This window comes from Sporanaerobacter sp. (assembly GCF_047830725.1).
In the GTDB taxonomy this organism is placed as follows: domain Bacteria; phylum Bacillota; class Clostridia; order Tissierellales; family Sporanaerobacteraceae; genus Sporanaerobacter.
This window is the reverse complement of record NZ_CP181252.1, coordinates 2,074,234-2,100,218: the sequence shown is the minus strand read 5'-3', so window position 1 is coordinate 2,100,218 and position 25,985 is coordinate 2,074,234. Positions and strand designations below refer to the sequence as shown.

At 29.1% G+C, this 25,985-nt stretch carries 25 protein-coding genes; 8 read left to right on the top strand and 17 right to left on the bottom strand.

Annotated features, from left to right (window positions below; all coding sequences use genetic code 11):
• Positions 1-78 precede the first annotated feature (78 nt).
• The 5 genes from spoVS (at position 79) to ACFWUA_RS10515 (ending at position 4,286) form a co-directional block, all read left to right on the top strand.
• Positions 79-339 carry a stage V sporulation protein SpoVS gene (gene spoVS, locus ACFWUA_RS10535; protein WP_072744385.1) on the top strand — a complete coding sequence of 87 codons (261 nt, stop codon included), beginning with the start codon at positions 79-81 and terminating at the stop codon, positions 337-339.
• A gap of 71 nt (positions 340-410) precedes the next feature.
• Complete coding sequence (locus ACFWUA_RS10530; RefSeq protein WP_416197977.1) at positions 411-1,241, top strand: PHP domain-containing protein; 831 nt, start codon at positions 411-413, stop codon at positions 1,239-1,241.
• Positions 1,228-1,611: a PadR family transcriptional regulator gene (locus ACFWUA_RS10525; protein ID WP_416197976.1), complete on the top strand. Its 384-nt coding sequence runs from the start codon at positions 1,228-1,230 to the stop codon at positions 1,609-1,611. The genes ACFWUA_RS10530 and ACFWUA_RS10525 overlap by 14 nt, the downstream gene beginning before the upstream one ends.
• 84 nt (positions 1,612-1,695) lie before the next feature.
• Complete coding sequence (locus tag ACFWUA_RS10520; protein ID WP_416197975.1) at positions 1,696-2,892, top strand: pyridoxal phosphate-dependent aminotransferase; 1,197 nt, start codon at positions 1,696-1,698, stop codon at positions 2,890-2,892.
• Positions 2,893-3,317: 425 nt separating this feature from the next.
• Positions 3,318-4,286, top strand: coding sequence for a tyrosine recombinase XerC (locus ACFWUA_RS10515; RefSeq protein WP_416197974.1), 969 nt, complete (start codon positions 3,318-3,320; stop codon positions 4,284-4,286).
• A 6-nt stretch (positions 4,287-4,292) separates the two neighbouring features.
• Here the strand turns inward: ACFWUA_RS10515 and ACFWUA_RS10510 are convergent, their stop codons facing one another.
• Positions 4,293-4,622 carry a LysM peptidoglycan-binding domain-containing protein gene (locus tag ACFWUA_RS10510; protein WP_416197973.1) on the bottom strand — a complete coding sequence of 110 codons (330 nt, stop codon included), beginning with the start codon at positions 4,620-4,622 and terminating at the stop codon, positions 4,293-4,295.
• A 219-nt stretch (positions 4,623-4,841) separates the two neighbouring features.
• Between ACFWUA_RS10510 and lexA the strand changes: the two genes are divergently transcribed.
• Positions 4,842-5,459, top strand: coding sequence for a transcriptional repressor LexA (gene lexA / locus ACFWUA_RS10505; RefSeq protein ID WP_416197972.1), 618 nt, complete (start codon positions 4,842-4,844; stop codon positions 5,457-5,459).
• An 8-nt stretch (positions 5,460-5,467) separates the two neighbouring features.
• Here lexA and ACFWUA_RS10500 read toward each other — a convergent pair whose 3' ends face one another.
• The 6 genes from ACFWUA_RS10500 to miaB form a co-directional block, all read right to left on the bottom strand.
• A complete protein-coding gene (locus ACFWUA_RS10500; protein WP_416197971.1) occupies positions 5,468-6,775 on the bottom strand; it encodes an aminotransferase class I/II-fold pyridoxal phosphate-dependent enzyme in 1,308 nt (435 codons plus the stop codon).
• Between the two features lie 71 nt (positions 6,776-6,846).
• Positions 6,847-7,086, bottom strand: coding sequence for an RNA chaperone Hfq (gene hfq, locus ACFWUA_RS10495; protein WP_416197970.1), 240 nt, complete (start codon positions 7,084-7,086; stop codon positions 6,847-6,849).
• Between the two features lie 13 nt (positions 7,087-7,099).
• Positions 7,100-8,050, bottom strand: a complete 951-nt coding sequence (gene miaA / locus ACFWUA_RS10490) for a tRNA (adenosine(37)-N6)-dimethylallyltransferase MiaA (RefSeq protein ID WP_416197969.1) — start codon at positions 8,048-8,050, stop codon at positions 7,100-7,102.
• Positions 8,051-8,063: 13 nt separating this feature from the next.
• Positions 8,064-9,875, bottom strand: a complete 1,812-nt coding sequence (gene mutL / locus ACFWUA_RS10485; RefSeq protein ID WP_416197968.1) for a DNA mismatch repair endonuclease MutL — start codon at positions 9,873-9,875, stop codon at positions 8,064-8,066.
• Positions 9,876-9,887: 12 nt separating this feature from the next.
• Complete coding sequence (gene mutS / locus ACFWUA_RS10480) at positions 9,888-12,506, bottom strand: DNA mismatch repair protein MutS (protein WP_416197967.1); 2,619 nt, start codon at positions 12,504-12,506, stop codon at positions 9,888-9,890.
• A gap of 31 nt (positions 12,507-12,537) precedes the next feature.
• Positions 12,538-13,869, bottom strand: a complete 1,332-nt coding sequence (gene miaB / locus ACFWUA_RS10475; RefSeq protein ID WP_416197966.1) for a tRNA (N6-isopentenyl adenosine(37)-C2)-methylthiotransferase MiaB — start codon at positions 13,867-13,869, stop codon at positions 12,538-12,540.
• A 169-nt stretch (positions 13,870-14,038) separates the two neighbouring features.
• Between miaB and ACFWUA_RS10470 the strand changes: the two genes are divergently transcribed.
• The gene (locus tag ACFWUA_RS10470) at positions 14,039-15,232 is read left to right on the top strand and encodes a pyridoxal phosphate-dependent aminotransferase (RefSeq protein ID WP_416197965.1); all 1,194 of its coding nucleotides are present in this window, start codon (positions 14,039-14,041) and stop codon (positions 15,230-15,232) included.
• A gap of 37 nt (positions 15,233-15,269) precedes the next feature.
• Here ACFWUA_RS10470 and ACFWUA_RS10465 read toward each other — a convergent pair whose 3' ends face one another.
• The 4 genes from ACFWUA_RS10465 to ACFWUA_RS10450 all read right to left on the bottom strand — a co-directional run bounded on the left by ACFWUA_RS10465 (position 15,270) and on the right by ACFWUA_RS10450 (position 19,115).
• A complete protein-coding gene (locus ACFWUA_RS10465) occupies positions 15,270-15,869 on the bottom strand; it encodes a MerR family transcriptional regulator (protein WP_416197964.1) in 600 nt (199 codons plus the stop codon).
• A 176-nt stretch (positions 15,870-16,045) separates the two neighbouring features.
• A complete protein-coding gene (locus tag ACFWUA_RS10460; RefSeq protein WP_416197963.1) occupies positions 16,046-17,044 on the bottom strand; it encodes a M42 family metallopeptidase in 999 nt (332 codons plus the stop codon).
• Positions 17,044-18,063, bottom strand: coding sequence for a M42 family metallopeptidase (locus ACFWUA_RS10455; RefSeq protein ID WP_416197962.1), 1,020 nt, complete (start codon positions 18,061-18,063; stop codon positions 17,044-17,046). Before ACFWUA_RS10455 ends, ACFWUA_RS10460 begins: the two co-directional genes overlap by 1 nt.
• On the bottom strand, positions 18,054-19,115 hold the full coding sequence (locus ACFWUA_RS10450) for a M42 family metallopeptidase (protein WP_416197961.1): 1,062 nt from the start codon (positions 19,113-19,115) through the stop codon (positions 18,054-18,056). Before ACFWUA_RS10450 ends, ACFWUA_RS10455 begins: the two co-directional genes overlap by 10 nt.
• 275 nt (positions 19,116-19,390) lie before the next feature.
• Between ACFWUA_RS10450 and ACFWUA_RS10445 the strand changes: the two genes are divergently transcribed.
• Positions 19,391-20,569: an IS110 family transposase gene (locus ACFWUA_RS10445; RefSeq protein ID WP_416197960.1), complete on the top strand. Its 1,179-nt coding sequence runs from the start codon at positions 19,391-19,393 to the stop codon at positions 20,567-20,569.
• A gap of 282 nt (positions 20,570-20,851) precedes the next feature.
• Here the strand turns inward: ACFWUA_RS10445 and ACFWUA_RS10440 are convergent, their stop codons facing one another.
• From ACFWUA_RS10440 to ACFWUA_RS10415, 6 genes are all read right to left on the bottom strand, one after another.
• The gene (locus ACFWUA_RS10440) at positions 20,852-21,628 is read right to left on the bottom strand and encodes a CheR family methyltransferase (protein WP_416197959.1); all 777 of its coding nucleotides are present in this window, start codon (positions 21,626-21,628) and stop codon (positions 20,852-20,854) included.
• Between the two features lie 198 nt (positions 21,629-21,826).
• Complete coding sequence (locus ACFWUA_RS10435; RefSeq protein ID WP_416199201.1) at positions 21,827-23,782, bottom strand: bifunctional 4-hydroxy-3-methylbut-2-enyl diphosphate reductase/30S ribosomal protein S1; 1,956 nt, start codon at positions 23,780-23,782, stop codon at positions 21,827-21,829.
• Positions 23,783-23,811: 29 nt separating this feature from the next.
• The gene (locus ACFWUA_RS10430; RefSeq protein WP_416197958.1) at positions 23,812-24,390 is read right to left on the bottom strand and encodes a lysophospholipid acyltransferase family protein; all 579 of its coding nucleotides are present in this window, start codon (positions 24,388-24,390) and stop codon (positions 23,812-23,814) included.
• A 3-nt stretch (positions 24,391-24,393) separates the two neighbouring features.
• The gene (gene cmk / locus ACFWUA_RS10425; protein WP_416197957.1) at positions 24,394-25,053 is read right to left on the bottom strand and encodes a (d)CMP kinase; all 660 of its coding nucleotides are present in this window, start codon (positions 25,051-25,053) and stop codon (positions 24,394-24,396) included.
• A gap of 57 nt (positions 25,054-25,110) precedes the next feature.
• Positions 25,111-25,470, bottom strand: coding sequence for a chorismate mutase (aroH, locus tag ACFWUA_RS10420; protein WP_416197956.1), 360 nt, complete (start codon positions 25,468-25,470; stop codon positions 25,111-25,113).
• Between the two features lie 49 nt (positions 25,471-25,519).
• The gene (locus tag ACFWUA_RS10415) at positions 25,520-25,963 is read right to left on the bottom strand and encodes a hypothetical protein (protein ID WP_416197955.1); all 444 of its coding nucleotides are present in this window, start codon (positions 25,961-25,963) and stop codon (positions 25,520-25,522) included.
• Positions 25,964-25,985 lie beyond the last annotated feature (22 nt).

Below are 25,985 nucleotides of genomic sequence, written 5' to 3'. Positions count from 1 at the left end.
ATTTTTTTATTATTTGTAGAATTAAGAATATATATAATATAATATAAAAAAATAATATAGGTAGAGGGGGCTATTTTAATGGATGTATTAAAAGTATCAGCAAAATCAAGTCCAAATTCTGTTGCAGGAGCACTTGCTGGGGTTCTAAGAGAAAAAGGTGCTGCTGAAATTCAAGCTATTGGAGCCGGTGCTCTAAATCAAGCTGTTAAAGCAGTTGCTATCGCTAGAGGATTTGTTGCTCCAAGTGGAATTGATCTTATTTGTATACCTGCATTTACTGACATCGAGATTGATGGAGAAGAAAGAACAGCGATTAAGCTAATTGTAGAACCTAGATAGAAATAAAATGGATTATAAAAAACCTGCTTAAAACAAAGCAGGTTTTTTATTTCTTCAAAAGGAGTGATTTCATGATAGCTGATTTACACATTCACACAACTTTTTCAGATGGATTACTCACACCTGAAGAAGTTGTAGACTTAGCAGTAAAAAAAGAGCTTGATGGAATAGCCATCACTGATCATGACACCACATTAGGGATAGACAGAGCTATAGAAAGAAGTAAAATATATAAAGATATTCAAGTAATTCCAGGCATAGAATTCAGTTGCATATATAATACCGAAGAAATACATATACTAGGATACTTCATCGATTATAAATCTCCTGATTTAGTTCAATTGACAGATAATTTAATATTAGAAAGAAGAAACAGAGGATATAAAATAATAGATAGGTTAAATACATTAGGAATAAATATAACTATTGATGATGTAAAAAAATTTTCTGGTGAAAATAATATTGGAAGACCTCATATAGCTAGAGCATTAATTGAAAAAGGATGGGTCCATAATATAGATGAAGCTTTTAATAAGTATTTAGAAATGGGAAAAGCTGCATATATAGAGAGGTATAAGCTTTCTATAGAAGACTCAATAGATATCATACATAAATCTAAAGGAATTGCTGTAATAGCTCATCCTGGACTAATAAAAAATAAAGACATTATTTATCATTGTATAAAAATAGGAATAGACGGAATAGAAACTGTACATTCAAAGCATTCTAAAAAAGAAATTGAATTTTATACAAAGTTAGCTAATGAGCACAATTTAATAAATACTGGAGGTTCAGACTGTCATGGAGAACTTATTGATGGAGATTACATGTTAGGTAAATACTATATTTATTTAGATGATTTTAATCAAATGAAAGGATTGAATCAAAATGGCAAATTATAAAGGTGAAAGAAATAGGCAATTTCCATCTAAAATTAGTACAACTTCTTTTGTCAAATTATATATATTACATCTTCTTAGAGAAAAAAGTTATTATGGAAATGAAATAATAGATGAAATTAAATATAAACTTGAGAACAAATGGGAACCCAGTCCCGGTATGGTCTATCCCCTTTTGAGAGAATTGGAAAAAGAAGGTTATATAGTGGGTTGGTGGGAAGAACCTGATAAACGCTCTATAAGAAGATATAAACTTACAGATAAAGGATATGAACACTATAAAGTAATTTCCCGTATGTATAAACCAGTATTTGAAGATTCACTATTTATAGTGCAAACCGTTTTAAAAGAAATATATGGAGTAAATAGTTGACAAATATTTAACATTTAAAAGAAGGAAAAACATTTTTTTTGTAGAAGATAGATATACAATACAATTACGATTGGAGGAAAAATAATGAATACAAAATTATCAGAAAAAGGACTCAAAATATCCCCATCTGTAACCTTAGAAATCACAGCCAAAGCTAAATCAATGAAAGATCAAGGTATAGATGTTGTAAGTTTTGGAGCAGGAGAACCTGATTTTAATACACCTGAAAATATTGTTGAAGAAGGAATAAAAGCTATAAAAGAAGGAAAAACAAGATATACTCCTGCATCAGGTATATTGGAATTAAAAGAAGCTGTTTGTGAAAAATTGAAAAGAGACAATAATCTCACCTATTCACCTAAAAATATAATTATATCTAGTGGTGCTAAACATTCAATTTATAATGCCTTAATGGCCATTACAAATCCTGGAGATGAAATTATAATTTCTGTACCATATTGGGTTAGTTATCCAGAATTGATAAAATTGGCTGGAGGAAAGCCCATATTTATAAAGACAAAAGAAGAAAACGATTTTAAATATACATTAGAAGATTTAAATAATGCACTAAGCGATAAAACAAAAGCAATCATACTCAATAGTCCAAACAATCCTACTGGTACTTTTTACAACAAGAATGAATTAGAAAAAATAGCAGACTGGGCAGTAAAAAATAACATATTTGTTATTTCAGATGAAATATATGAAAAATTAGTATATGATGGAGAAAATCATGTAAGTATAGCATCTTTAGACGATAAGATTAAAGATTTGACCATTCTTATAAATGGTATGTCTAAAGCTTATGCTATGACAGGATGGAGAATTGGATATGCAGCAGCTAATGAAGAAATAACTAAAGTTATGAGCAATATTCAAAGTCATACCACATCAAATCCATGTTCAATATCTCAATATGCAAGTGTTGAAGGACTCTCAGGAGACCAAAGTAGTGTTGAAAAAATGAAAAAACATTTCGAAGAAAGAAGAAATTTCATGGTGGATACAGTAAACTCGATTGAAGGTTTAAGTTGTAGAAAACCAAAAGGCGCATTTTATGTAATGGTGAATATTACAAAAATCAAAGGTAAAACAATAAGAGGAATGAAAATTGAAGATTCCCTTGATTTTGCAAAACTTTTACTAGATGAAGGAAAAGTTGCTGTAATACCAGGTATTGGCTTTGGCGATGATGACTATATAAGATTGTCTTATGCAACATCCATGGAAAACATAGAAAAAGGATTAAGTAGAATCAAGACAATAATAGAAGATAAATAATTTAAATGTTTATTTTATAAGTATCTATTTAGTTTACATAATTAATTTATGTAAACTAAATAGATTTTTTTCTTTAATTATTTAGAAAGCGAGGAATTTAAAATGGTATTTTAAGAACAAAATAAGCTAAAATACGAAACAACTATTTTAAAACGTAATATAGGTCATTTTAGCCAGTTTTTTCTTTAGCGTATTAATTCTATTAATGTTGCAATGAAAGGCCCTTGTAGGGCAAAATAAGAAGCTGTTTTAGAGGGAATTTGCTAAAAATAAATGACACTCGTATAATTTAAGTAAGTAAGCAAGAGCGAAAAAATAAATAAGAAAAAGAAGGATTTTTTATATATTTGTCGAACATAACATTAGTCACAAAATACACATTTTGTGACTAATGTTATGTTGATTATATAGAAAGCGGTGATAAAATGGAAAATATGCCTTTGTTACTAGAAGATTATTTAAACTATATGGAAACCATCAGAGGAAAATCTCAAAACACAGTTAAAGAGTATTATTTTGATTTAAGAACTTTTTTTAGATTTTTAAAAGTCAGATATAAATTAGTCGATAATACTACCCTTTTCGAAGAAATCAATATTGACGATGTAGATATAGATTTAATCAAAAAAGTCAATATACAAGATCTTCATGCTTTTATTTCTTTTGTAGACAAAAGTAGAAACAATGGGAACTATGCAAAAGCTAGAAAAGTAGCTAGCATAAGATCTTTTTTTGATTATCTAAATACAAAAGTAAATATAATAGACAACAATCCGGCAAACAATTTAGAGTTTCCTAAAACCGATAATAGACAACCAGTATACTTAACTTTAGACGAAGCTCAAAGTTTATTAGAAATAGTTAATGAAAATAAAAATGATTTCTTTCGAAAAAGAGATTATGCAATACTGACCTTATTCCTAAATTGTGGACTCAGACTGTCTGAGCTAGTCAGTATTGATATTGATAAAATAAAAGGTGATACATTAACTGTAGTTGGTAAAGGCAATAAAGAAAGAACTATATACCTAAATGAAGCTTGTTTAGAAGCATTAACTGACTACATAAAAGTTCGCCCTAAAGATACCCTTGATGAAAAAGCACTTTTTTTAAGTAAGAGAAAAAATAGAATTAGTACTAGAGCTGTACAACATATGATAGATAAATATTTGCAGATGTCTGGATTAGACACATCCATATACTCTACACACAAATTAAGACACACTGCAGCTACTTTAATGTATAAGTATGGCAATGTAGACATTAGAGCCCTTCAGGAGATTTTAGGGCACGAAAATGTTTCTACAACTCAAATATATACTCATATTGATGATGATAGATTAAGAGAAGCTGTGAAAAGTAACCCTCTCTCTAAAAACAAAAAAAAGAGGTAGTGATTGCTACTTAGCATCACTACCTCTTTCATATATAATAGGTATTTTTATTATATCTCCGGGATATATTGTTGATTTTTTCATGTTGTTTATTTCCATTATCTCGTACACCATCTTTCTCGTATCGTATTGATTTGGCTTGTTTTCTAGTGCAATATTCCAAATTGTATCACCTTTTTTGATAGTAATCTCTTTAAATTGATTGCTATACTTAGAACTATATGCCTTATTTTTTTCTGAAAAGACAAAGAAAAATATAAATACACTCAAAGCTACTGTTAATAAAAAAGTAAAAAACCTTTTTTTATTTGCTACCTTGGTCTTATTTTTTAACATATATAAACACCCCTTTAAACATTAGTTCTCAAAACGTAAGTTCGATTAACTTTATTATAAGCAAACATTCGTTCCTTGTCAATAGTTTTTTTAACGAACTATTGTTTGCAATACTTAAACTTGTATGTTATAATTAGTGTGATTAAATAGATTTTTGATTTAAATACACCCATCTTAAAAAATATTGCTATTAAATTATTCCTATGTGAGGTGTTTAAAATGTATGAAGATTTATCTCAAAAACAAATAGAAATTTTAGAATTTATCAAAAGAGAAATTCAATTGAAAGGATATCCCCCAGCTGTAAGAGAAATATGCAGTGGCGTAAACTTAAAATCAACTTCTACTGTTCATAGCCATTTAGAAAAATTAGAAAAGAAAGGATATATAAGAAAAGATCCAACTAAACCTCGAGCTATTGAAGTACTAGATAGAGACGAAGATTATCTTTTTGCTCCTAAAAAAACTGTTGATATACCCATTATAGGCAAAGTAACTGCTGGTCAACCCATATTAGCTGTAGAAAATATTGAAGATACTTTCCCAATACCATTAGATATTGCTGAAAGAGGACCTCTTTTTATGCTAAAAGTTCAAGGAGAAAGTATGATTGAAGCTGGCATATTTAACGGGGATTATGTACTAGTCAGACAAAAAAATGATGCTGAAAATGGGGATATTGTTGTAGCACTTTTAGAAGATGAAGCTACTGTTAAAAGGTTCTACAAAGAAGATAATTATATAAGATTGCAACCTGAAAACAATACTATGTCTCCTATTTTGACAAGAGATGTAAAAATACTAGGAAAAGTAATAGGATTATTTAGGAAATTATAAAAAGCTGACTACATAGTCAGCTTTTTATAATCGATTAAGTTATTTTTGTATAAATTATTTAAAGATATCAAAACTCCCAATTTGCAATGCTCATACGTAAGTCCTCCCTGATAATAGGCAAAATAAGGTTCTCTTAATGGTCCATCTGCACTCAATTCAATAGAAGACCCTTGTACAAAACCTCCTGCAGCCATAATTACTTCGTCTTCATATCCTGGCATGTCTGAAGGCTCTGGAGAAAAATATGAATCTACTGCTGATGCCTCTTGAATTCCTTTACAAAATTCAATCAATTTTTTAGGCTCATTAAATTGTATTCCTTGAATTATATCACTTCTTCTATCATCAACTTTTGGTATGATTCTAAACCCTAAATCACCATAAACTATCGCCATAAGTAGTGCACCCTTAACTGCTTCAGAGACAACATGAGGTGCTAAAAATAAGCCTTGTAGTATATTCCTTGTCATTCCAAAAGTCAACCCACAATCTTTGCCTATTCCTGGAGCTGTACTTCTATTAGCAATAAGTTCAATTAATTCCTCTTTGCCTACAATATATCCACCAGATAATGCTATTCCACCACCAGGATTTTTAATTAAAGAACCAGCCATAATGTCAGCTCCTACATCTGTTGGCTCTTCTACTTCTAAAAACTCACCATAACAATTATCTACCATTATAACAATGTCTTTCCTGAAATCTTTAATTTCAGCTATAGCTCTTTTTATTTCATCTATGCTAAGAGCTTTTCTATCACTATATCCAGTAGATCTTTGTATCAATAAAAGCTTTGTACCATCGTTTGCCCTGTTTAAAACTTGCTCCACATTAATATGACCATTTAAATCTAAGGGGACTTCATCATATAATATTCCATAATCCTTAAACGTTCCTTTTTCACTGCCTTTTACTCCAATAACCTTTTGAAGCGTATCGTAAGGACTACCAGTAATACATAGAAACTCATCTCCCGGACGCAATAATCCAGACAATGTCAAAGTAATAGCATGAGTTCCGGAGGCTATAGTTGGTCTAACTAAAGCATCTTCTGTATTGAAAACATAAGAATATATCTCTTCTACCTTTTTTCTTCCTATATCATCATATCCATAACCTGTAGTCCAATAAAAATCTGTAGAACTTAATTTAGCTTTCTGCATTGCATTTATAACCTTGTATTGATTATATTCTGCTATTTCATCAATATACTCAAATTTATTTTTAATTATCATTTCTTTTTTATTTACATATTTAATGACTTCTCCATCAATACCATATTGTTTACATAATATATTTATTGTATTCTCTATCATTCTATCCACCTTTTCTACTATATTTAAACATAAAAGCCTCTGAATAAATCAGAGACATTTATGTTTAACTCTTATTCTTCTTCATTGCTTTTATTTACATAGTTTATTGGCTTAGTAGGAACTATTGTAGATATAGCATGCTTATAAATTAATTGCTGCTTTCCATCACTTTCTAAAATTAAAGTGTAATTGTCAAATCCCTTGACATTTCCCTTTAATTGATATCCGTTGATCAGATACACAGTGATTACTATATTATCCTTTCTTGCTCTGTTTAAGAAAACATCTTGTAAGTTTAATGTTGTCTTCAATGCTTTCCCTCCTTTAGTTATTTATAATTTGTTCTTTTACATGTTTTAAAATATATTCCACCACTTCATCTTTATTGCTAAAACTATTTGTATCAATCCATTTAATTCTATTATCTCTTCTAAACCATGTCAATTGCCTTTTTGCATATTTTCTAGAATTTCTTTTAATTAGTTCTATAGCTTCATCCAATGATATCTCTCCATATAAATATGAGATAATTTCTTTATATCCAAGTGCTTGCATAGAATTTAATTGTCTATTGTACCCAATTTTCATTAATTCTTCTACTTCATTTATTAATCCTTCTTCTATCATATTGTCTACTCTTACATTTATTCTTTCATATAACATATTCCTCTCCATAGTCAATCCAATTAAGATAATATGATAATCATCATTATATTTTCTAAAGTCTTTGTTGTATTCTGACATTGGCTTTCCAGTTTCATGGTATATTTCTAAAGCTCTAATTATTCTTTTCCTATCATTTATATTTATTCTATTTGCAGAAATTGGGTCTATTTTTTTTAATTCTTCATATATTTTAGCGTTGCCGTATTCATCTGCTATTTTATTATACACTTCCCTAAATTCAGTATTTGGCGCTACTTGAGTGAAACTTAATTTATAAACTAACGAGTTTATATATAAGCCAGTTCCACCTACAACTATAGGCAATTTACTCCTGCTATTTATATCCTTAATATGCTCATTTGCCAAATCTTTATAATTTGAAACTGTAAAATCTTCATCAGGATATACTATATCAATTAAATAATGAGGAATGCCTTGCTTTTCACCTTCTTTCACTTTAGCAGTTCCAATATCCATATATTTATAAATCTGCATTGAATCAGCTGAAATTATCTCTCCATTAAGTTTTTTCGCTAATTTTATAGAAATATCCGTTTTCCCAACAGCTGTTGGACCCACTAAAACAATTAGAGGTATTTTTTTATTCATATTTTATCATCCTTTAAATAATTCTTTTGAATCTTTTTTCTAATTCTTGTCTACTTATATCAATGATAGTTGGCCTTCCATGTGGACAAGTATAAGGGTTTTCAGTCTTCACTAATTGAGCTAGCAATTCTTCTATTTCAATATTTGCTATTCTATCTCCACCTTTTATAGCATTTGTACAAGCAATTTTCATTATCTTTTCAAGTTTTACATCATAACTACTTTTTATATTCGATTTTATATTGTCTAATATATCAAAGAAAAGTTCTTTTGGCTTAGGTACTCCAAATATCAAAGGAACACCTCTTATCGCTAAAGAATTAATCCCAAATTCTTCAATTTCAAAACCTAATCGATAAAACAAATCTTTATTTTCTTTTACAAGCTCCCTTTCATCATTTGTTAAATCAATGACTTCTGGCAATATCAATTTTTGTGTTACAACTTTTTCATCTTCATATTCTTTTTTATATTGTTCATACATAATTCTTTCATGAGCAGCATGCTGATCTAATATATAAAAATTGTCATTAGAAGTATTTTCTAAAATTATATAAGTATTAAACAATACTCCAACAATTTTTACATCATTTAAAATTTGAGTCAGTTTTAAATTAGAATCACATTCATATAAATCGTTTTTGCATAAATCATTTTGAACTGCTAAATATTCCTGATTGCTTTCTTCCCTTGACATAATTTTCATTTCTTTGAATTCATCATTTACATTTGAAAATTTATCTGTATCATCTTCTAAATAATTTTTATCCAAAAAATTTATTGGCTGAACATTTGGCATCTTTAATGGTATTATTTCAACCTTAGGAATAGTTACTACTTTATCGATATTTTCTCTAACTAAAATATTGATTAATTCATTTATTCTAAATTGATCTACAAATTTAACTTCTTCTTTAGTAGGATGAATGTTTACATCTATATTACTGGGATCTATATCAATGAACAATATAAATATAGGAAATTTGTTGATTGGTATCATTGATTTATAACAATCTTCAATAGTCTTTGTTATTTCATAATTTTTTACCCATCTCTTATTTACAAATATATATTGATGTCTTCTATTTCCTCTATAAAAACTATTTTTCGAAATATATCCTTTGATTTTTAAATTGCTATCTTTATAGTTTAACTCAAGTAAATTATCAATAAATTCTTTTCCTAAAATTGAATAAATATTTGAAACTATATCATTGGTCCCAGGAGTTTTTAAAATTAATTTATCATCTTTTATATATTTAAAAGAAATATTAGGATTTCCTAGAGCTAATTTATATAAAATATCACTAACATAGTTAGCTTCAGCTGTTTCTTGTTTCAAAAACTTTCTTCTTACAGGAACATTGTAAAAAAGTTCTCTTAAAATCATTGAAGTTCCTATTGGACAACCAATTACTTGTTTATCTACTATTTTGCCATTATCAATAAAAACTCTAATTCCCTTAGTGCTATTTCTAGTCCTTGTAATAGTTTCAACCTTACTTACCATTGAAATACTTGCCAGAGCTTCACCTCTAAAGCCTAAAGAATATATATTATTTAGATCATCAATGTTTGATATTTTACTTGTAGAATGTCTAATAAAAGCTAATTCAACTTGATTTTCATCTATGCCAGTACCATCATCTGTCACTCTAATATAATCTTTCCCTCCACCTTTGATTTCTACAATTATATTTTGAGAACTTGCATCTATGGAATTTTCTACTAGCTCTTTTACAACAGAAGCTGGTCTTTCAATTATTTCTCCTGCAGCTATTTTAGTAATAGTTTCCTCATCTAAAATTTTAATTTTATCTGACATTTACATCTCTCCTTAGAGATTTTTAACACTTTCCACAATCTCATAAAGTATATTTATAGCTTCCATTGGAGTTAATTTAATTACATCTATATTTTTAATTCTATCAATAATTTTACTTGTATTGTACTCAAACATATTGAGCTGTTCTGTTTCTTTAGCTTTTATTTCTTTGTTATCTTCCAAATTGCTATTAAGACTTTGACTTTTTTCAATTTGGTTTAGAATTTCATTTGCTCTATTTATAATATTTTCATCAATTCCAGCTAATCGTGCAACTTCAATTCCATAACTTTTATTTGTACTTCCTTTTACTATTTTTCTTAAAAATATGATTTCTTGACCTTTTTCTTCTACCAATATTGTATAATTTTTAATTCCTTCAATTTTCCCTTCTAATTCTGTCAACTCATGATAATGAGTTGCAAACAATGTTTTAGCCTTTATATTTATAGCAATATATTCAATAACAGACCAAGCAATACTAAGTCCATCAAAGGTACTAGTACCTCTTCCAACTTCATCTAAGATAATTAAACTATTTTCCGTTGCATTTTGTAGAATATTAGAGACCTCGTTCATTTCCACCATAAATGTACTTTCACCTTGAGATAAATTATCTGAAGCCCCAATTCTAGTAAATATTCTATCTACAATACTAATATTTGCATATTCAGCTGGAACAAAACTACCAATCTGAGCCATCAGAGTTATAATAGCTACTTGTCTCATGTAAGTAGATTTCCCTGCCATATTGGGCCCTGTTAGAATAATAGTCCTATTATCTCTATTGTCAAGATGTGTATCGTTTGGAACAAATAATATACCTTTTAGCATTTTTTCAACTACAGGATGTCTGCCATTTTTTATTTCTATTTTTCCATCATTATTTAACTCTGGTCTTACATAGTTATTATTATAGGCTACTTCCGAAAGAGAAAGCAAAGCATCTAAATTTGCAATGATTTTACTTACACTTTGAATTCTTCTAGTTTCACCTTTAATATCTTCTCTAACTTTTATAAATACATTATACTCTAAATCAATTAGTTTTTCTTCTGCCCCTAGTATTTTAGCTTCCATTTCTTTTAATTCTGGTATTATAAATCTTTCAGAATTAGAAAGAGTTTGTTTTCTAATATAGTATTCTGGTATCATATTTAAATATGATTTTGTAACTTCTATATAATAGCCAAATAATCTATTGTATCCTACTTTTAATGTCTTGATTCCAGTTTTTTCTTTTTCTTTTTCCTCTAGTTTAGCTAACCACTCTTTGCCCTTTGTAGACATTTCTCTTAACTCTTTTATTTCTCCATTAAAATCAGTTCTAATTACTCCCCCTTCTTTAATTGAAACAGGAGGATCATTTACAATGGCATTGTTAATTAAATCATATATATCACTTAATGTATCAATATTTTTGCCTATTTCATTTAAATTTGCATCTTCTGAATCAAGCAATAATTGTTTCAATTTTGGAAGAACATATAAAGAACTTTTCAATGAAATTAAATCTCTACCATTACAATTGCCATAAACAATCTTTCCTAGTATGCGTTCCAAATCATATATTTCTTTTAGACAATCTTTCACATTATCCATAAAAATAATATCTTTAGTAAATTTTTCTATGATATCTAATCTATATTCAATTTCTCCCTTGTCAAGCAAGGGTTGTTCAATCCAATTTTTTAAAAGTCTTCCACCCATGGCAGTAGATGTTTTATCTAAAAGCCAAATTAAAGAGCCTTTCTTTTCTTTTCCTCTAATAGTTTCATTTATTTCTAAATTTATTCTCGTATTTATATCCAATACCATATATTTATTGGACAAATAAAATGAAATTTCATTTATATGTTCCATAGTTATCTTTTGAGTATCTTGCAAATAATTTAAGAGAATGCCAGTTGCAATAATAGAATATCTTTTATCTTCTAGTCTTGAATTTTTTATATAATCTCGACCAAAATGTTTTGCTATTGTTTCCTGACAATTTTCAATATTAGTTAATTCTTCATCATAAACATCTATATATGGATTAATAGCTAACTGTATGGCTTTTGACACTTTTTCATCTTCCAAAACCATAGAATTGGTTATGATTTCAGATGGTACAATTTTACCCAACTCATCTAGTAGAAAACTCATATTATCTTTCTTAACCCCATAGAATTCAGTGGTATATAGCTCTCCCGTAGAAATATCTACAAAAGCTATCCCTACTCCATGTTCATCTGCAAATATAGCAGAAAGAAAATTGTTAGATTTTTCATCTAATGCGTTCAAATCCGTTATAGTACCAGGAGTTATAACTCTGATTACATCCCTCTCCACAATTCCTTTTGCAAAAGCTGGATCTTCCAGCTGCTCACAAATGGCAACCTTATAACCTTTATCTATTAATTTAGATATATATGAATCTGCTGCATGATAAGGTATACCACACATAGGAGCTTTTTCTTCTCTTCCGCAATCTCTTTTAGTTAGAGTTATTTCAAGTTCCTTTGAAGCTAAAATAGCATCCTCAAAGAACATTTCATAAAAATCCCCTAATCTAAAAAACAAAATGCAATCCTTATATTTAGCTTTTATATTCATATATTGTTTCATCATTGGTGTCAAATCATCCAAATGCAATCCCTCCAATAAACATAAGAAAGCATTAAACTATATGTCCTTCTAGTGTAAAAGTTTTTGGTTCAGTGATTTTTACATTAACGAAATTCCCAATTAAATCACTATCTCCTTCAAAATGAACTAATTTATTTGTTCTAGTTCTTCCAGTCAATATTCTATCATCAGTCTTACTAATTTCTTCAACTAGCACTTCTACAACTTCATCTTTATATTTTAAATTTTTATCATAAAATATGGGATATAGCGTATCTAATAGTCGTTGAAATCTTTCATGCTTAATATCTTCTGGTATTTGGTTCTCCATCTTTGCAGCAATCGTACCTTCTCTTATTGAATAAAGGAAAGTAAAAGCTGAATCATATCCTACTTCTTTAACCAAATCTAATGTCCTTTCAAAATCTTCTTCTGTTTCTCCTGGAAATCCCACTATTATATCCGTAGTTATAGCTATATTTGGTATTTCTTGCTTTACTTTATTGACAATTTGCAAATATTTTTCACGAGTGTATTTTCTGTTCATCTTTTCTAATATTGAATTACTACCTGACTGAACCGGCAAATGAAGATGTTCACATACTTTATCGCAATCCCTCATTGCATAAATAAGTTCATCTGATAAATCTTTAGGATGAGAAGTCATAAATCTAATTCTTTCAATTCCATCTATTTTATTGATTTCCCTTAAAAGCTCTGCAAAGCTAAAAGGTTTTTTAAGAGTCTTTCCATAAGAGTTTACATTCTGCCCCAACAAAGTTATTTCTTTATAGCCTTCTTTTGCAAGTTTCTCTATTTCCAAAATAATATTTTCAGGTTCTCTACTAGTTTCTCTGCCTCTAGTATAAGGGACTATACAATATGTGCAAAAATTGTTGCAACCATACATTATATTTACAAAAGATTTATAATTATATTTTCTATTAAAATTTATATCTTCTACAATTTCCCTGCTATCTTCAACTATATCAATAATCATTTCATTTGTCTTAAAATGTGCATCAATTAATTGAGGAAGTTTATGAATATTGTTAGGACCAAAAATAATATCTACATGCTTAAATTTTTTAGATATATAATTTCTTATATCTTCTCTTTGGGTCATACATCCACAAATACCTATAATTAAATCTGTTTTTTTTCTCTTTAGTCCTTTTAATTCACCCAATTGTCCATACACTTTGACTTCTGCATTTTCTCTAACCAAACATGTATTATATATTATTAAATCACATTCTTCTTTATTGTCACAAGGAATATAGCCCATATTTTCTAGAATCCATGAAATTTTTTCTGAATCATGTTCATTCATTTGACATCCATGAGTCACTATCATGTACTTCTTGTTTTTAATACTATTCATGCAAATACCTCCATCTGTTATTATCTACACTATTATATCATAATTTATATTTTATTTAAAAATTTATTCATTATAAAACACATTTAACTATACTACCATTTGTTCTAGATTTATGATATCATATTCATGAATGTAAAATTATAACTTAAAGTCAGAAGGAGGAATTTTTATGAATTTTTCTCAAAGGATAACTTCCATGCAACAATCACCTATTAGAAAATTAGTACCATATGCTGAAGCGGCAAAGAAAAATGGCAAAAAAGTCTATCATTTGAATATTGGACAGCCAGACATTAAGACACCAGTAGAATTCTTTGATGCAGTTAAAAACTTTAATGAAAACGTTTTAGCTTATTCTCTTTCTCAAGGTATGCCAGAATTAATCGATAGTTTTAGAAAATATTATGAAAAATATGACATTCATTTCGATCAAGATGAGATATTAATAACCAATGGAGGCAGTGAAGCATTAATATTTTCACTTATTGCTGTATGCGATTATCAAGATGAAGTATTAATACCTGAACCATTCTATACCAACTACAATGGTTTTAGCAATATGGCAGGAGTTAAAGTAGTTCCAATAACTACAAAAGCTGAAAATGGTTTTCATCTGCCAGAAAAAACTGAACTTGAAAAACTAATTACACCTAGAACAAAAGCTATACTATTATCAAACCCAGGAAATCCTACAGGAACTATATACACAAAAGATGAAATCTACATGTTAAGAGATATAGCTAAAGAATATAATTTATTCATAATCGCTGATGAAGTATATAGAGAATTTGTATATGATGGTTTAGAATTTACAAGTTTTGCTCATTTAGATGATATAAAAGATAGAGTTATAATAACTGATAGTATATCTAAAAGATACAGTGCATGCGGTGCTAGAATAGGATGTATTGCATCTAAAAATAAAGATTTGATGAAACAAATTTTAAAACTATGTCAAGGAAGACTTTGTGTTCCAACCATTGAACAAGTAGGAGCAGCAAATTTAATAAATGTAAAAGATGAATATTTTGAAGAGACCAATAGAGAATACTCAAAAAGAAGAGATGTAGTATATGAAGCACTTAAAAATATGGAAGGCGTTGTTTGTGAAAAACCTCATGGAGCTTTCTATGTAATTGCAAAATTGCCAGTAAAAAATGCTGAAGATTTTGTTGTCTGGATGCTAACAGATTTTGATGTAAATAATGAAACTGTAATGATGGCTCCGGCAGAAGGTTTTTATGGAACCGAAGGATTAGGCAAAGACGAAGTACGAATTTCATATTGCTTAAATGTAGAAGATTTAAAAAATGCTATGAAAATCCTTGATGAAGCATTAAAAGTTTATCCAGATAGAAAATAATATACTTAGAGCAGGACATTTGTCCTGCTCTGTTAAATTAATTTTTAGATTTAAACAATTTTTTAAAAAATCCCTTATTAGCATTTTCTTTTCTTTTAAGTTCTTCTCTCAATTCTGCAGTCTCATAGGATTTTTCTTTTATTTTCATTTTTAATTTTGCATTTTCACAAATTAATACATCTCTCTCTTTACTGCTAATTTCCTTTCTCAAATTTTCAATTTCTTCTTTTAACTCTAATATTATTTGTTCATTGCTATTATATTTTGAATCTATTAAAGGTTTTAATTCCTCATTGAGGATGTTGTGCAAATTATCGCTTATTTCTTGAGATAAATGATTAATGTCTAATTTCTCCATAGGCATAATTGTTGTAATAGCAGTTTCTTCATTGTCATCAACAATAAGTTCCGGAGATTTAATTATTAGCTTTATTTGTTTATTGCTAAATCCTTTATTTTGCAAAGATTTTATATATTGAATTAGTTCTATTTCCTTATAGGTGTAGTATCTGTGGTTTGATTCATTTCTAGGAATATCAAGCTCAAACTCTTTTTCATAGTATCTTAGTACGTGGGGAGGATAATCCGTTAATTCAGATACTTCAGAAATAGTGTATTGTCTTTGCATGTCTATCATAAATTTTACCCCCTTAATAATAACTACTAATAGTAATATTCTTTATGAACTTGCATTTTCCTTTTTATATCATAAATGTTTTTAATTAATATTATTACATATATAAACATATTTAGCATAGAAAAAAATATTTATGTCAAATAAAATAAAAATTAAGGGCTGATACATATCAGCCCTTAAAAATCGATTTCTTTATTCAATATTTTTATCAACAATTCGACAGAATATAATACATCCTTTTTAGATACCATTTCTACAGTAGAATGAACATATCTTGAAGGAATAGAAATAACACCTGAAGGCACGCCTTCTTTTGTTAAATGAATTGCCCCTGAATCAGTTCCCCCAAATTCTAATACTTCCATCTGATATTTAATATTATTTTCTTCTGCTGTTTTTATCATTAATTCTCTAACTTTTGGATGAGTAAATATTGAATTGTCTTTGACCTTAATAGCTGTTCCCTTATTTAATCCTACAGCAAATCTTTTAGCTTTAGGAGTATCTCCGCTGCCTGTCACATCCAATGCAATACCCATGTCAGGATCTATGCTATAAGCAGCTGTTCTGGCACCCCTTAATCCCACTTCTTCTTGTACAGTAAATACAAAATACAAATCATTATCAGTCTCTTTTAAATTTTTAATTGTTTCAATTGCTACAAAGCAGCCTATCCTATCATCTAAACATTTAGAAAATACCACATTCTCATTTTCAAAATACTCAGCTTCATACACACATATATCTCCAATTTTAATTTTACTTTCTGCTTCTTTTTTATCGCAAACCCCAATGTCTATATACATGTTCTCAAGTTTTATTTTACCTACATCATCCATTGGTTCGCTAAAAACAATTCCAACTGTTCCGTTTTCAAAAATAACTTTTTGGCTAAATGATACTAAAGGAGATATTCCTCCAACATTAGTAAATCTCAAAAAACCATTATCATCTATATCTGTGATCATTAAACCTATTTGATCCATGTGTGCAGCTATCATGATTTTTTTGCCATTTCCTTTTTTTCTAGCAATTAAATTGCCCAAGGCATCTGTTCTTATTTCATCTACATAATCTCTTATTTCTTCACTAATAAACTCTCTTATATTTTTTTCATTTCCTGATGGTGAATATATACTAACTAAATTTTTCAACAATTCACTATTAAAATTCATTAAAATTCCTCCCTTTCCATATCATCAATAATAGATTTCAGTAACCTGAAAGTATTGTCATAATCATCCTTAGACATAACAGAAACTAGAGAATGTATATATCTACATGGAACTGAAATAGTTGAAGTAATTGATCCTTCCTTTGTTTGGTGAATTGGTCCTGAATCATTTCCTCCAAAAGTTGTCTTTCTAAATTGGTAAGGTATCTTATTTTTTTCAGCAATATCTACAATCTTATTTCTAAAATTTATATCAAAAAGTGTAGTTCTATCCATCAATGAAATTGCTGGACCATTTCCTAATTTTGTAGGAATCATATGCTTTTCCATGTCTGGAGTATCTGCACAAAGTGTACCTTCTAACACTATGCTAATATCTGGCTGAACAGTATATGCTGCAGGCCCTGCTCCTACAAGTCCTACTTCTTCCATGACTGTGAATACTCCATAAAAGCTCGTATTAGTCTTTTCTTTGAGCAAATCTATAAGTAAACTGCAACCTACTCTATTATCAAGTGCTTTAGCTTTTACTAAATTATTCCCAAATTCAATATATTCACTATCAAACATTACATAGTCTCCAATTGAAACCAATTTTAAAGCCTCTTCTTTACTATCAACACCTATATCTATATATAGATTATTTATATCTAATGCTTTAGACCACTCATCTTTTTTCTGCAAATGAATTGGTTTAGAACCTATAACACCAGGAATACGCTTTTCTCCAATTTTTACACATTTAGAAACTAAAATTCTCTTGTCTATACCACCAACAGTAGTGAATTTTAAAAGTCCTGATTTATCTATTCCAGTAATCATTAAACCAACTTCATCCATATGTGCAGTTATCATAAGTTTTGGCAAATCAATCTTACCTTTTTTATAAGCTATTATATTACCTATCTTATCAACCTTTAACTCATCCACATAATCTTTTATTTCATCAATTATGACACTTCTTACTTCCCCTTCATTTCCTGAAACCCCAAAAGCTTCTGTTAATTCTTTTAATAGCATAACAATCCCTCCAAATTTTCATTTGAAATTGCTGCAATAAAGAAAGCTAACAATTTAGCAGTATTTTTTACATCATTTAAATCTATAACTTCTACGGATGTATGCATGTATCTTAATGGAATAGAAATACATAGTGTTGGGATACCTGATCTTGTAATTTGAATAGACCTAGCATCAGTTCCTGTAGGTCCTGGACACACTTCATACTGCATAGGTATATTGTATTCATTGCCAATATCAACCAATTTTTTTCTAAGCCCTGGATGAATATTTCCTCCTATAGTTATTCCAGGGCCCTTGCCCATATCTAAAACATCCTCTTCTGGAAGTTCAGGAGTTGAACCAAAACCAACATCAATTGCTATACCAATATCAGGATTTATCTTATAAGTGCTAATTATAGCACCTCTAGTTCCAACTTCTTCTTGTACAGTAGATACAAAATACACATCTGCCTCATGTTTTAAATTAAATAATTCTTTTGCACATTCGTACATAGCTGCTACTCCAGTTTTATCATCTAATGCCTTCCCAGTTACTCTACTCCCTTGTAAATGCTTAAAAGTCCTTTTTATAGTGATCGAATCACCTATAGTCACCAATTTTTCAACTTCTTCTTTGCTATAGCCTACATCTATAGACATATCTTCCATTTTTACAGCATTATTTCTTTCTGACTCGTCTTGCAAGTGAGGCGGCTTAGCCCCTATAACACCAAATATATCTTTTTTACCATGTATTATAACTTCTTGTCCTAAAAGGGTTCTTGGATCAATTCCACCAATCTTAGAAAATCTTAAAAAACCATCATCTTCAATATTAGTAACAATCAATCCAATTTCGTCCATATGACCTGCAATCATGATCTTTAATCTTTTCTTTTCATCTTTTGGAATTCCCTTTTTAATAGCTATAATATTTCCAAGCTTGTCCAATTGTATCTCATCAGTATATGCTTTAAAAGCTTCAACAATACTGTCCTTTAAATTATATTCATATCCAGATACGCCATGGGAATTGCTTAAAATTTCAATAAATTGACTCGTCTCCATTTTCTAACCTCCTTCGTATAATAAAGTCATAATTTAAAAACTATATTTTCTTTTCTATCCCACTAATCTTGTGAGATAATATTTGTACAGATAGGGGTCGTAGTTAACCTCCTTGAAGCCTAGTCTTCCTTAAAAAGGGTTACGCCTCTTCTTTACATCTATATGCGAATGAGCTGGATAGTACAAAAGTTACTGAATATCTAACGGGGTTGTATTGTTGTAAAGCAGAGAGGTCCTAGACTTTATCTGTAAATATATTAAAAGCTGGTGATTTTATGTTTTATGTTGGTATTGATATTGCTAAACAAAACCACGAAGCTTCTATTATTGATTCTAATGGTAAGCTTCTTGATAAAAGTATATCCTTTTCAAATTCTCAAGTAGGTTGCAATAAATTAATTGCCTTGCTTGAAAGATTTGGAGCTGATACTTCCAATACCGTTATTGGTATGGAAGCTACTGGTCATTATTGGGTTAGCCTTTATTCTTATCTATTGAATCTAGGATTTACTGTTTATGTTATTAACCCTATTCAATCTGATGCATTTAGAAAGATGTATATTAGACAAACCAAGAATGACTCTAAGGATTCTTTTATCATAGCTCAAATTATGCGTTTCGGTGAATTTTCTACTACTTCTTTGGCTGATGAAGATATCATGGCTTTACGCCAATTGTCTAGATACCGTCTCGCTTTAGTGGATGAATGTTCTGATTGGAAACGCAAGTGTATTGCTCTTTTAGATCAAGTTTTTCCTGAATACTCTAAGCTTTTTTCTGATACTTTTGGAGTAACTTCAAGGGAACTACTTTCTAAATATCCTACTCCTGAAGATATGTTATCCATCGATACAGAGACTCTTTCCAAGCTTCTATCCGAAGCTAGTAGAGGACGTTTTGGTATTTCAAAAGCTTCTGAAATACAAGAGTCTGCTACTAATACTTTTGGTGTTAACTTTGCAAAAGATGCATTTGCATTTCAAATTAAACAAATTATTGCCCAGATTAATTTTATCGAAGAACAGCTGAAAGAACTTGAAACTGAAATTTCTACACTTCTTCACCAAACCAATTCAGTTATTACTACTATTACAGGTATTGGTGATGTTCTTGGTGCTATTATTATTGGGGAAATTGGTGATATTTCTCGTTTTGAATCTGCACCCCAACTTGTTGCCTATGCTGGTCTTGATGTAGCAGTAAAGCAATCTGGTGATTTTGTAGGAACACAGACTAAAATTTCTAAACGTGGTTCTCCATATCTTCGTAGAGCAATTTGGTTAGCTGCTACTGTTGCAGCTTTTAAAGATCCAGCCTTATCAGTCTATTATCAATCACTTAGGGCAAGAGGAAAACATCATTTAACTGCAATTGGAGCCGTTGCTAGAAAAATGTGCAATATTATCTTTGCAGTCCTTCGTGATAACAAACCTTACGTGCCTCACGTAAAGTAACTTACATAATTTAACTTAATTCTAGCCTAAATTTTTCTCCCTATATTTAGGTCTATTTGTTTTGCCTAATTTTACATAAGAATTTGTGGCAGGTTCTGTCAAGGGATGCTTTTACCCTTGACGGGTTCTGACAGAAATTCTATAATCACAAAGGCAAAACAAATAAAATTATCTCTTGACTTTTAATAGCTGGTCTTTTTACTTATAATAATATTATTATAACATAAACATAAGAATAATTAGACCCTCTAAACATTTTTGTTATATAATATTTTATCTTCTCTATGAATTCTTTTTATAAAAAAATGTTTTTACAGGTTTAAATTTATATCTATCAGGCAATATTATTTGTTCCGTACTCCCTACGAACAATATCCCATCATTTGATAGACTATCATAAAATTTTTTATATAATAATTCTTTGGCCTCTTCTGTAAAATATATCATTACATTTCTACAAATTATTAAATCTAAATTACTAGGAAATACATCTTTTAGCAAATCTATTTTTTTAAATTCAACACATTTTTTTATCTCATCTTTGATTTTATAAGAACTTTCTATAGGTTCAAAATACTTATTCTTAAACTCTTTAGGTAAATTATCAAGAGATTTACTATTATAAATCCCTAATTTAGCCTTATTAATAGCTTCTATATCTATATCAGAAGCTAAAATTCTAATGTCTTTTAAATCAAAAAATTTCGTTAAAAGCATAACCAAAGAATAAGGTTCTTCTCCTGTAGAACAAGCGCTACTCCATATTTTTATATTTTTATTTTTTTTCTTTATAAGATCAGGCAATATTTCTTTTTCTAAAATTTCCCATTGAGAAGGATTTCTGTAAAATTCAGAAACATTTATAGTTAAATAATTTACAAATTCGTTTAAAAGCATCTTGTCACTTTTTAAACCTTGAAAATAATCGTCAAAATCATTAAAATTGTGTCTTTTTAAAAGCGAAGTAATTCTACGTTTCATTTGTTTTTCTTTGTAATAATCAAGATCAATATGTATAAGATCGTTTATTTGTTTTTTAAAAACCTCATACTTGTCCATTTATTAACTCCTTTACATTTTATATTATAAAGTTATATCTTGAAATTTAAAATAAAATAAAAACTTTATTATAGACTATAAAAAAAGGCTGTGGCAAAAAGCCACAGAACAATGTAAAGGGGGTCTTGATATTTTGTGAGGTCAATAACTATTCTTAACAAAAAATATTTTTTTATACATAGAACCCCCAAATTATTTTTACTTATCTTTAATCATATCTCCAACAGTTACATCCATTTCTTTATTTTCAACATCAATGTTATCTTTATTGTCTACACCTTCCATGACTTCTTTCATACTTAAACTGATTTTTCTTTCGTCTTCTTTTATATCCATAATCTTTACAGTAACTTTTTCACCCAAACTCAATTTATCTGCAGGTTTATTTACGTGTTCATTAGATATCTGTGAAACATGAACCAATCCATCTACACCAAAATCTAATCTTATAAAAGCACCAAAATCTAGTATATTCACAACAGTCCCTTCAACTATGTCACCAACTTTATATTCTTTAATAAATACTTCCCAAGGCTCTGGCATCGTCTGTTTTAAACCTAAAGAAACTCTTCCTTTTTTTCTATCAAAATTTAATATCTGTACTTTTACATTTTCACCTTCATGTACTACTTCCGATGGATGTTTTATCCTATTCCAAGACATATCAGATATATGAACAAGGCCATCAATGCCACCAATATCTACAAAGGCACCAAAGTCAGTTATTCTCATGACCTTACCATCAATTATTTTGCCGATTTCAAGACTATTCCAAACTTCATTTTGTTTCTTTTCAATTTCTTCTTTTTCTAATTCCTTTCTTGAAAGTATAATTCTCTTTTTGCTTCGATCGAAATCTATTATTTTTACATAAAAACTTTTACCTTTAAATACATTTAAATCTTCAACATAATTCATTGATATAAGGGAAGCTGGAATAAATCCATTTAAACCTTTTACTATTGCTATAACGCCACCTTTTACTACATCAATAACTTTACAGCTTACTTTATCTTTTTTGTTGTAAATTTCCTCCAACTCATCCCAGCCTTTTATTGATTCCAATATTTTGGTTGATAATAAAACATTTCCTTCGCCATCATCTAAATTCACTACATAAACCTCTATTTCTTCTCCTTCTTTATATAAATCTTGTGGAGAAACATTAGGATCATTAGAAAGTTCTTCTCTTGGTATAATACCATCAGATTTATATCCTAAGTTTACCATTACTTCATCGTCATTTAATGCTATTACTTTCCCTTTAACAACATCACCACGATGCAGCCTAACTAATGAATCCTCTATAGCTTTTATCATTTCTTCGTTATTCATATTTTCCATTTTATCTATAACCTCCTTAATTATCCAATCAGGTGTAGAAGCACCTGCTGTTATTCCTATTGTTTGAAATTTAGATATATTATCAACAGGTAAATCATTTAAAGTTTCTATATGAAATACATTATTGCAATACTTCCTACTTATTTCCACTAATTTATTAGTATTTGAACTATGATATCCTCCAATTACAATCATTGCTTCGACTGTTTTAGCTAATTTTTTACAGGATTCTTGTCTTAAATAAGTAGCATTACATATTGTATTATATATCTTCACCTCATCTGCTTTTTTAGATATTATTTCAGATAAAACTTTAAACTTTTCTTGTCTATTAGTAGTTTGAGATACAATACAAATTTTATCCAAACGAGGCAACGTTTTAGCTTCTTTTTCATCATTTATAACAATTCCCTCATTATTGCACCAACCATTTATTCCAATTACTTCAGGATGGTTTTTATCACCAATTATAATAATCTTGTATCCTTTTTGGAGATATTCTTTAACTTTATCATGAATACTTTTTACATAAGGACAGGTACAATCAATTATATCTATGTTGTTTTTTGACAATTTATCATAAGTTTCATATGGTACTCCATGTGCTCGTATTATGACCTTTCCAAATTTTATCTCATCCGGATTTTCTATAACTTTCAATCCTTGTCTATTAAACTTTTCAACAACTTGTTTATTATGAACTAATGGCCCTAAGGAATAAATATTTTCATTGCTGTCCATTAAAGTTTCAGTAGCTTTATCTACAGCTCTTTTTACTCCGAAACAAAAGCCTGCATTTTCAGCTAACACAATTTTCAATTTTGTTCCTCCTAAATTTATTATTTCAAAGAATAAATAGCTTTAAGTATTTCTTGACTAATCATTTTATAATCTTCCTTGGTTAATTTTTGATTGTAATATTCTTCAAAATTTATAGGTTCTCCTATAGTTATATTTACCTTACTAAAAGGTTTATATTTAGAACTCATAAAAACTGGAAAAACAGGTGCTTTCCCTTTAATAGCTATAAGTGCAACTCCTGGCTTAGCTAGCTCTAAATTTTCTTCATATACTCTAGTTCCTTCAGGAAAAATACCTAGCATCTCTTCATTCTGTAAAATTTTCATAGAGGTTCTAATTGCTGATAAATCTGCCGCTTCTCTGTCAACAGGAAAAGCTCCTAGTGAAATAAGCAACCACTTTAAAAAAGCATTACTAAAAAGCTCTTTTTTAGCCATATAATGTACCTGTCTAGGAAGTGCCAATGCTAATATTAAAGGGTCAAAATTGCTAGTATGATTTGAACAAATCACTACTCTTCCTTCTTTAGGTATATTATTTTTCCCAGTTACTTTAAATCTAAAAATGACTCTAAAAATAATATTCCCAATAACATAGCATATTTTGTAGAAAAGCATTTTCTACCTCCCTTCAATTATTTTTAAAATCGTATCTACACTCTCTTCTATTGTTTGATTTGTAGTATCTACTTTTATAGCATCTTCAGCTTTAATTAAGGGAGCTATTTCTCGTGTACTATCAATATTATCTCTTTTTTCTAATTCTTCCTTGACTTGCTCTAATGTTATAGTCGTTTCACCCTTTTCTAGTAGATCCTTATATCTTCGCCTAGCTCGTTCTTCGATGGAAGCAACTATGAAAAATTTGTAATCTGCATTCGGCAATACTACAGTTCCTATATCTCTTCCATCCATTACAATACTTTTGTCTTGTGCAATATTCCTTTGTATTCTAACCATTCCATCTCTTATTTCTTTGATTTTAGCTATATATGAAACATTTTGATTAATTATATTATCTCTTATCTGCTTGTCTACAATTTTACCATCTAAATAAATATGATTTTCTCTAAAATCTATTAAAGTACTATCTAATTCTTTTAAAACAGCTCTTTTATCATTAAAATTAATATTTTTGCACAACAATTTATAAGTAAAAGCCCTATACATTGCTCCTGTATCTATATAATCTATCCCTAATCTACTTGCTACAATTTTTGCAATTGTACTTTTCCCTGCTCCAGCGGGTCCATCTATAGCTATAGAAATGCTTCTATTCATAGCAAATCCTCCTTATGCAAAACTACAACCACCTAATGGTGGTTTTGATGCTTTGTATTATTTTAAATCAGGTCTTAAAATACTAGCATCACGCAAATAAACATGACTTACTTGATTTTGTTCCATATTAGAATTACATAATATCATCACTCTAATGCATTTTTTTAAACTTCTCACAACTTCCATTTCATTGAAACACATTAATGCAGCTTTGGTATATCCCATCAATCTAGCAGCCTTTGCAGGATATTCTGCATTTAAATCTTTTGTAGTGGAAAATAAAATACTTATAACACTATTTGGGTCTATCTTATTTCTTTTTTCAATCTCTTTTATTAATTCAATAGTGCTATCGATTATATCTTCACTATTATTTTCATTTACAGTAATTGCACCTCTTATAGCAACTGTGTTCAAGTTATCACTATCCTTTTTAATTATATATTAAAAAACAAAATCACTCAAGCTATTTTAGCCTTACTTTGCCTAAAATTTCTATACTTTGAGATGTTGAAATTATAGTATCTAGCTTTGGATATTCAATATTACTACTAACTCCAACCACTTTCAATCTTACATTGTTTGTATATTTTGTTCCATCAATTTCAATTAAATCATTTTCATATACTTGTATTTTAAGCTCATCATTTTCTGAAAAATCATCTATTGGTTCGCCATTTACTAATATTTCAGTTTGTCTATACTCTTTATCAATGAGACTAAGAACGACAATACCCTTATCAAACTGCTTATCATTCAATGGCAAAAATTTGATTTCACTATTATACCCTGCAGTACTCATAATATTTTCATCTTTAACATTTATAAACTGTATACAAACCAATGTTAGCAAGCTTATAATTGACAATGTAAAAATTATGGATTCAATTTTATTGAACAAATTGTTCATAGCTACCTCCAAATAATATCAT